Source organism: Thermostichus sp. MS-CIW-37 (assembly GCF_054060065.1).
Map to the genome: position 1 here is coordinate 1 of NZ_JBSSCV010000054.1, position 6,184 is coordinate 6,184.

At 57.0% G+C, this 6,184-nt stretch carries 7 protein-coding genes and 1 pseudogene; 4 read left to right on the forward strand and 4 right to left on the reverse strand.

What is annotated here, in order from left to right; genetic code table 11:
* Nucleotides 1-187 precede the first annotated feature (187 nt).
* Nucleotides 188-670 carry an ABA4-like family protein gene (locus ACVWYZ_RS14090; protein WP_457467405.1) on the forward strand — a complete coding sequence of 161 codons (483 nt, stop codon included), beginning with the start codon at nucleotides 188-190 and terminating at the stop codon, nucleotides 668-670.
* A gap of 464 nt (nucleotides 671-1,134) precedes the next feature.
* Nucleotides 1,135-1,755 carry a biotin transporter BioY gene (locus tag ACVWYZ_RS14095; RefSeq protein ID WP_457440769.1) on the forward strand — a complete coding sequence of 207 codons (621 nt, stop codon included), beginning with the start codon at nucleotides 1,135-1,137 and terminating at the stop codon, nucleotides 1,753-1,755.
* 398 nt (nucleotides 1,756-2,153) lie between these two features.
* Here the strand turns inward: ACVWYZ_RS14095 and gshB are convergent, their stop codons facing one another.
* Nucleotides 2,154-3,101 (reverse strand): glutathione synthase, encoded by a 948-nt coding sequence (gshB, locus tag ACVWYZ_RS14100; RefSeq protein ID WP_457467406.1) that lies wholly within the window; start codon nucleotides 3,099-3,101, stop codon nucleotides 2,154-2,156.
* A 253-nt stretch (nucleotides 3,102-3,354) separates the two neighbouring features.
* Between gshB and ACVWYZ_RS14105 the strand changes: the two genes are divergently transcribed.
* Nucleotides 3,355-4,083, forward strand: coding sequence for a pentapeptide repeat-containing protein (locus ACVWYZ_RS14105; protein WP_457467407.1), 729 nt, complete (start codon nucleotides 3,355-3,357; stop codon nucleotides 4,081-4,083).
* Between the two features lie 39 nt (nucleotides 4,084-4,122).
* Here ACVWYZ_RS14105 and rpmB read toward each other — a convergent pair whose 3' ends face one another.
* Both rpmB and ACVWYZ_RS14115 read right to left on the reverse strand, forming a co-directional pair.
* Complete coding sequence (gene rpmB, locus ACVWYZ_RS14110; protein ID WP_414373986.1) at nucleotides 4,123-4,359, reverse strand: 50S ribosomal protein L28; 237 nt, start codon at nucleotides 4,357-4,359, stop codon at nucleotides 4,123-4,125.
* 24 nt (nucleotides 4,360-4,383) lie between these two features.
* Nucleotides 4,384-4,746, reverse strand: coding sequence for a hypothetical protein (locus tag ACVWYZ_RS14115; RefSeq protein ID WP_457467408.1), 363 nt, complete (start codon nucleotides 4,744-4,746; stop codon nucleotides 4,384-4,386).
* A 165-nt stretch (nucleotides 4,747-4,911) separates the two neighbouring features.
* Between ACVWYZ_RS14115 and ACVWYZ_RS14120 the strand changes: the two genes are divergently transcribed.
* Entirely contained in the window at nucleotides 4,912-6,024 is a 1,113-nt protein-coding gene (locus tag ACVWYZ_RS14120; protein WP_457467409.1) for a dockerin type I domain-containing protein, read from the forward strand.
* A 1-nt stretch (nucleotide 6,025) separates the two neighbouring features.
* Here ACVWYZ_RS14120 and ACVWYZ_RS14125 read toward each other — a convergent pair.
* A pseudogene (locus ACVWYZ_RS14125) lies at nucleotides 6,026-6,184 on the reverse strand (RNA-guided endonuclease TnpB family protein); the annotation flags it as partial.

Sequence of the window (6,184 nt, forward strand, 5' to 3'; positions counted from 1 at the left end):
TTGGCTTGCCAACTGCAGGGCTACCGTTCGCGCCAGCGGGCCGGAGGCCTTAAGCCCGCCCTGTACTGCGAAGCAGTCAGGGTCGGGTAGTTTACGAATAACTCCCATCCATTTCCACCCGCTACTGCAGGGATCCCCAGGGGGCATTGGGCCGATAATGGACAGGTAGCGTTGGGGGCTGCCAAGCATGCTGGAGATGATCTTTAACGGGGCTAACTGGTTTGCTCTGCCCTTTTGGGCCTTGATGATTCTGTTGCCGGGTTGGAAGGTAACCCGCAAGGTGATGGAATCGCTTTTGCCCATCGCTATTGTGGCGGCGGTTTATTTGTATCTTTTGGTCACCGGGTTCAACGCGGATGTTCTCAAGGAATTTTCCGACCCTCAACTGTCTCTGACCAGCCTAACCGACCTATTCAGTCAACCCGCTGTTATGGCGACGGGATGGGTACACTACATCGTCATGGATTTGTTTGTGGGCCGCTGGATCTTTTTGGAAGGGTGGGATAAGCGAGTATGGACAACCCATTCTCTGATTTTGTGCTTGTTTGCCGGGCCTGTGGGTCTGCTCTCCCATTTGCTTACGGTGGCAATTGTACAGACGACTCGCCAGAACCGGCCCAGTGCTCCTCAACCTGACAAAGGCACAGAAGTACCGCAAGAATCCATCTAGCCCCTGCTCGGCTTTATGGCTCTTTCCGATGCACAGGGTGCAAAATGAGCAGCGTGGGATCATCCTCGACCTCAACGTTGCTGCCACGCAGCTCCCCAGCGCTACGTACTCGCCAGCACACAGGGTGGTTCCCGAGTGCCTTTAGGTGCCGTTGTAAACAACAACCACAAAACCCACTGAGGTCGGATCCAACCGTCAGGCTGTCGGGTTTAGGGCCTACAGCCCGTTTACGCGAACAATGCGCCCTGTGCTGCTGTGGGCGAGAGCGGCTGACTACCCTGGCACTGCAGGCAGCGTAGCACAAAGCCGCTTTAAAGGGCGGGGCTTCAAACCCAGTTTTTCGGTAACCGAATTCTTGTATTCTGAAACCCTGACATACTCCCCGCCCTACTGGCTTGCTTCCGCGCAGCGATGGGACGGGGCCTTAAGCTCAGTCTTCGGGTAAACAGGAGTGCAAACCTCTCATGACTGCTACCTTTGTTCACACACCCTTGGCGCAAACTGTTCTGCCTCGCCCTTCCCGAACTCGGGATCTCCTGCTGGTTCTGGGGGGAAGTTTGTTCGTAGCTGCCTTGGCTCAGGTGCGGATCCCTCTGCCCTTCACGCCGGTACCGATTACCGGGCAAACCTTTGGGGTGATGCTGGTGGGGGCAGGCTTTGGGGCACGGCTGGGCTTTCTCACGTTGCTGGTGTACCTGCTGGAAGGGATCCTGGGATTGCCCTTCTTCAGCGGTGGCGGATCCGGGCTTAGCCACTTGGCGGGGGCGACGGGGGGCTACCTATTGGCTTTTCCCCTAGCTGCGGGGCTGATGGGCTGGTTGGTGGAGCGCTGGGGCGTGGATCGCAACCCCTGGAAGATGGCGCTGGCGATGTTATCCTGCTCAGCTCTGATTTTTTTGCTGGGAGCCACTTGGCTGGGGGTGTGGCTGAACCAGAATGTTGAGCCCACCTCGATCTTGGCCGTCCTCAACAAAGGGGTCTTCCCTTTTATCCCAGGAGACTTGGTGAAGTGCGGACTGGCGGCAGTGCTGCTGCCCACCATCTGGCGCTGGGTGGGTCGGGAAAGGCCACCGGCAGACTCCTAGCCCACTGGGCAAGAGCAGCAACTCTAAAGACCGCTCCGGCAAAGCAGAAGGGGCCTGGGATTAGCCTCGGGTCGGAAAATCTAAAAAAAAGATAACAGCTCCGAGGATTTGGCCTTTTTTCTGAGATTCTAAAAACTGTGCTCAATGCGATGTTCAATACGGCCTATTCATGGAGCTTTTCTTTATATTGCTCTAGAGTTTTATAAGTCGCTGACTGGTCGCGGCAGAGCCCCCTTGTGGGGCTTTTTATTTTCTATCTGCCGACCGGAAAAAGTTGAACTCAACCTACTATGGTCATTCCAAGCTATAATTTGATCTCTATAGACTCCCTAAATAGACGGGAACCCCGTCAGGCAACAGACGCGCCGGATCCCAGAAGCATCCCGGTGGGTAGTCATTCAGTCCTTGACGGGCACCTTCTTTTCCAGCCACTGAGCCACTTGATCCGCCAGATCAACTCCTTCCAACTGACAGAGTTCTCGCAGCATCGTTGGGCTGGTTACATTCACTTCGGTTAGTCGTTCCCCGATAACATCGATCCCGACAAAATACAGCTTCTCCTGCCTGAGCACCGGCGCCAAAGCCCCGCAGAGAGCCCGTTCTTTTTCGGTAATCTTGGTTTTTTCCACTCGACCGCCGGCGGCAACATTGCCCCGAAAATCGCCCTCTCCAGGGATCCGATTGACGGCGCCCAAAGGTTCTCCTTCCAGCAACAAAATGCGTTTATCTCCTGCCGCCGCCTGTGGCAAATACTCTTGCACCATCACGGGCAGCCGACCAAATTGGGTGCTCATTTCAATCAACGAGTTGAGGTTTGGATCCCCGGCATTGACCCTCAGGATCCCTTCCCCACCTTTGCCACCCAAGGGCTTGAGCACCGCCTGTCCTTCCTGTTCAACAAACTGACGCAGCAGACGCTTGTTGCTGCTGACTCGGGTGCGCGGGATCCACTCTTGAAATTGCAGGGCATAGAGCTTTTCGTTGGCCGAGCGGATCCCGGCAGGATGATTGAGCACCAGTGTGCGGCTGGGAGAGAGACGATCCAAAAGGTAAGTGGCATAGAGATAGGCCGCATCTACCGGCGGATCCTTGCGCATCCACACCGCCTGCATTTGGCTCAGGGGCAGCAGTTTCTGGTCTTTGACCTCATACCAGGGATCCGCTTGCAGATCCAACCGGATTTCCTCAAGGGATCCCCAAGTTTCCCCTTGATCCCAGTAGAGATCCGCCAGGCCCAGGCAGAAAATGCGGTGTCCCCGTTTCTGCAGAGCTTCCATCAGGGCAATGCTGGTGTCATGGCCCACCTGCAACTGAGGCAATGGATCGACAATAAAAGCTACCTGCATGGGAGGTGTGGTTCACTGACGAAAGGCTGCCCCGAGTATGCAACAAATCGGAGCCGATTGTGCTCTGCTGGCAGGCTGTTTCCACAAGAGAAGACCCCCTCTGGAAAGCTCGATGCAGGGTTTTCTTTTTAATATCCTCTTAACCTCGACAGGCGACGCAAACGTTAGCTTGATAGGTGGGATCCCCAGTTGGCCCCCAGTTTACGGCTGGGTTGGCCGGGTTTCTGGCCTAACTGTGAGGAATGCTCCATCCGTGAGTGCTCCCCCTTCTCAACCCTCAGAGCCGGTTCGCATTGAAACCACGCGGGACTTGCTGGAAGCCTTGCGTGAGGGGCGCTCCCTGGTGGGTGCCAACCTAGAGAATGCCTATCTCTCGCGGGGCCTATTCGACCGCATTCAGATGCCCAAATCCAATTTGACGCGGGCTAACCTGCGCTCGATCAGCCTGCAGCAAGCCGACCTACGTCTGTGCAACTTTCGCCGCGCTGAGCTAGAGCGGGCCAATTTTACCGCCTCAGATCTACGGGGATCCAGCTTTAGCCAGGCTCTGGGGGACTACAGCAACTTTACCGCCGCCAAACTGGACAAAAGCAGCTTTCAGGGGGGCCGTTTCAGCCATGCCATCTTTCGCGAAGCCAGCTTGGTGGCTGCCAACCTAGCGGAGGGGAACTTCTTTGCCTCCGACTTCCGCCAGGCTAACCTATCTCGCTGCAACCTCTCCCAGGCTGCCTTGGTGAGTTGCCAGCTTCAGTTTGCCAACCTGGAACAGGCCATTTTGGTGGGGGCCAACCTACAGGATGCTCAGATTGAAGATACGCTCTTCAGTGGAGCCGATTTTACCGATGCCAAACTCTCCGATGAGACGCGCAAGCTCTTAATCGAGCGGGCCAGCGGCACCAACGAGCTTACCCAACGGGATACCCTCAACACTTTGCTGGCGGGTTTGCAGCCCAAGTCGCGTAAGCTTTTTGGCTTGCTGTGAGGTTGGAGCTGTCAGACACAACTGGGCTGAGGAGAAAGCTCAAAACCGGCTGAGGTCGATCCCAGCTTCCCGGGCCATGGCTCCTATCCCTTTGGCCTTGAGGGTCTTCAGGGCCTTGGTGGAAAGGCGCAGACGAACAAACCGCTTACCCTCTTCCCACCAGATGCGCTTCCACTGCAAATTGACTTCCTGCAGGCGCTTGGTGCGCCGGTGGGAGTGGGAGATGGCAAAAGCGTTGTTGCGTTTCTTGTTGGTTAGTTGGCAGCGACGCGCCATGGGATGAAAGCAAACTCAGCCTAGCTATCGTAAGGCATCTTTTTGTTGGGCAGCAAGCTGAAGTTGACTTTGCAACTGGGCTAGCTCTGCCTTCAGTCGGTCAAAGGTTTGTTGGCAGTGGTTAACGCTTTTTAGGGGCAGCTCTTCATTTTTGGCAATGCAGGTCACCTGTACAGAGCCGTCGGCAGCCTGACGGGTGCGATCCACAAACACTTCCACCGTGACCAGTTTGGTGTAGGGATTTTTTCCGGGAGGCTCACCGGCCACCCAGTAATCAGGGCTGCTGTGGAGGACATTGAGTTGGCAGCGCTCCAAAACGGCGCGGATCGACTCGCTTAGCTGCTCGGCTGAGCCCACAAGCTGGGTAACGCAAGAGTATCGAGCCATAGGACAAGCAAGTCACCACGGTTATCCTACCATCAAGTTTTCGGCTCCTGCAGCCAAAGGCGAACCGGCAAAATTGCGCTCAAGAGTACTCTACACCGGCTCGGTTAGCCCTGCTGCGAGGAGGTGAATTACGTTAGAACATGAACAACTCCCAGGAGAGTTGCCATGTTTAGGGTCTCCTGTTTGGCTCATTCTCTTTTGCTACTGGGATCCCTGGGCCTGGGTTGGATAAGCGTGTCTTTTGCCCACGCGCAGCCCTTTCAGGCGGGCGACCTGGATGGGGATGGCCGTTTGACGGTGCAGGATCTCAACCTGTTGGGGGCCTACTTGCGGGGAGAACGGGGATTGACCGACGACCAGATCCGAGCTGCCGATGTCGACCAGGATGGACGGATCACAGAAGCCGACTGGCAAGTGTTGCAGCAGCGCATTCAGGCAGCAACGGATGTGCCCACAGGACAGGTGCAGTTGGATTCCGCCTATTCGGGACAGGTGGTGGATCGGCTGACGGGGCAGCCCTTGGCCGGGGCGGAGGTGGCCATTCCGGGGGCGGGTATTTCGGTGCGCACCGATGCCCAGGGTCGGTTTCGCCTGCCAGGGCCGCTGCCGGCAGAAGAAATTTTGGTGGCGCGGCTGGAAAATTACTTGCCTTATTCCCAAAGTACAGGCAGCGGTCAAGCCAGCGGGGATCGGCCTTGGCAACTGCAGTTGGAGCGCTGGGATCCTAATACGACTTTGGTGCTGGAGGCGAATGTCATCCGCCTGGGGGATAACCAGTACTCGCCGGAATCGGCTGCCGCCGGGCAATTTTTGGGCCCTGCCCAAGGGGTGGAGATGACCCGCTCTTTCACTTTGCAACGCCTGCCTTCCCGCCCACCGGTTTTGCGGATTGGATCCCTGATTGGGTTGGATACTGCCGCCGCCTATCGGGCCGGTCAATCCCGGATCCCCAGTGCCAACATGTCTCCCATGCAGGTCATCCTGAACGGAGTGGAAGTCGAACAGATTCACCTGGGGGGAGATAACCTACAGATTCCCCTGCCGCTGCAACCTCTGCGCCTGGGCCTGAACACTGTTACCCTGCGCACTGGCAAAACCCTGATTCAGCCCCCCATGGTCACCCGTGGTCCCCAAGTGCCGATCAGCATTCCCCTTTTCGGGGGATCCCTGCACATCTCGGTGCCGCTGGGAGGTGATACAGTCATCCGGCACGGCGGAGCCTGGGTGGATCATGACGATGTGCAGTTGGCTAACGTAACCATCGAGATCCCCAAGTAAACTACCCGGCCCTGACTGCTTCGCAGTACGGGGCGGGCTTAAGGCCTCCGGCCCGCTGGCGCGAACGGTAGCCCTGCAGTTGGCAAGCCAACCACGGGCCTCTAGGCTGGTTTACGACAGCCCCAAGCTTGGCAATCATGTTGGCCCCATTCCAGTCCGC

Bases quoted from the DNA above. Each gene is read 5' to 3' on its own strand.
- rpmB (WP_414373986.1), bottom strand. From the start codon at position 4,359: ATGGCGCGTCGCTGCCAACTAACCAACAAGAAACGCAACAACGCTTTT.
- ACVWYZ_RS14090 (WP_457467405.1), top strand. From the start codon at position 188: ATGCTGGAGATGATCTTTAACGGGGCTAACTGGTTTGCTCTGCCCTTT.
- ACVWYZ_RS14115 (WP_457467408.1), bottom strand. From the start codon at position 4,746: ATGGCTCGATACTCTTGCGTTACCCAGCTTGTGGGCTCAGCCGAGCAG.
- ACVWYZ_RS14095 (WP_457440769.1), top strand. From the start codon at position 1,135: ATGACTGCTACCTTTGTTCACACACCCTTGGCGCAAACTGTTCTGCCT.
- ACVWYZ_RS14120 (WP_457467409.1), top strand. From the start codon at position 4,912: ATGTTTAGGGTCTCCTGTTTGGCTCATTCTCTTTTGCTACTGGGATCC.
- gshB (WP_457467406.1), bottom strand. From the start codon at position 3,101: ATGCAGGTAGCTTTTATTGTCGATCCATTGCCTCAGTTGCAGGTGGGC.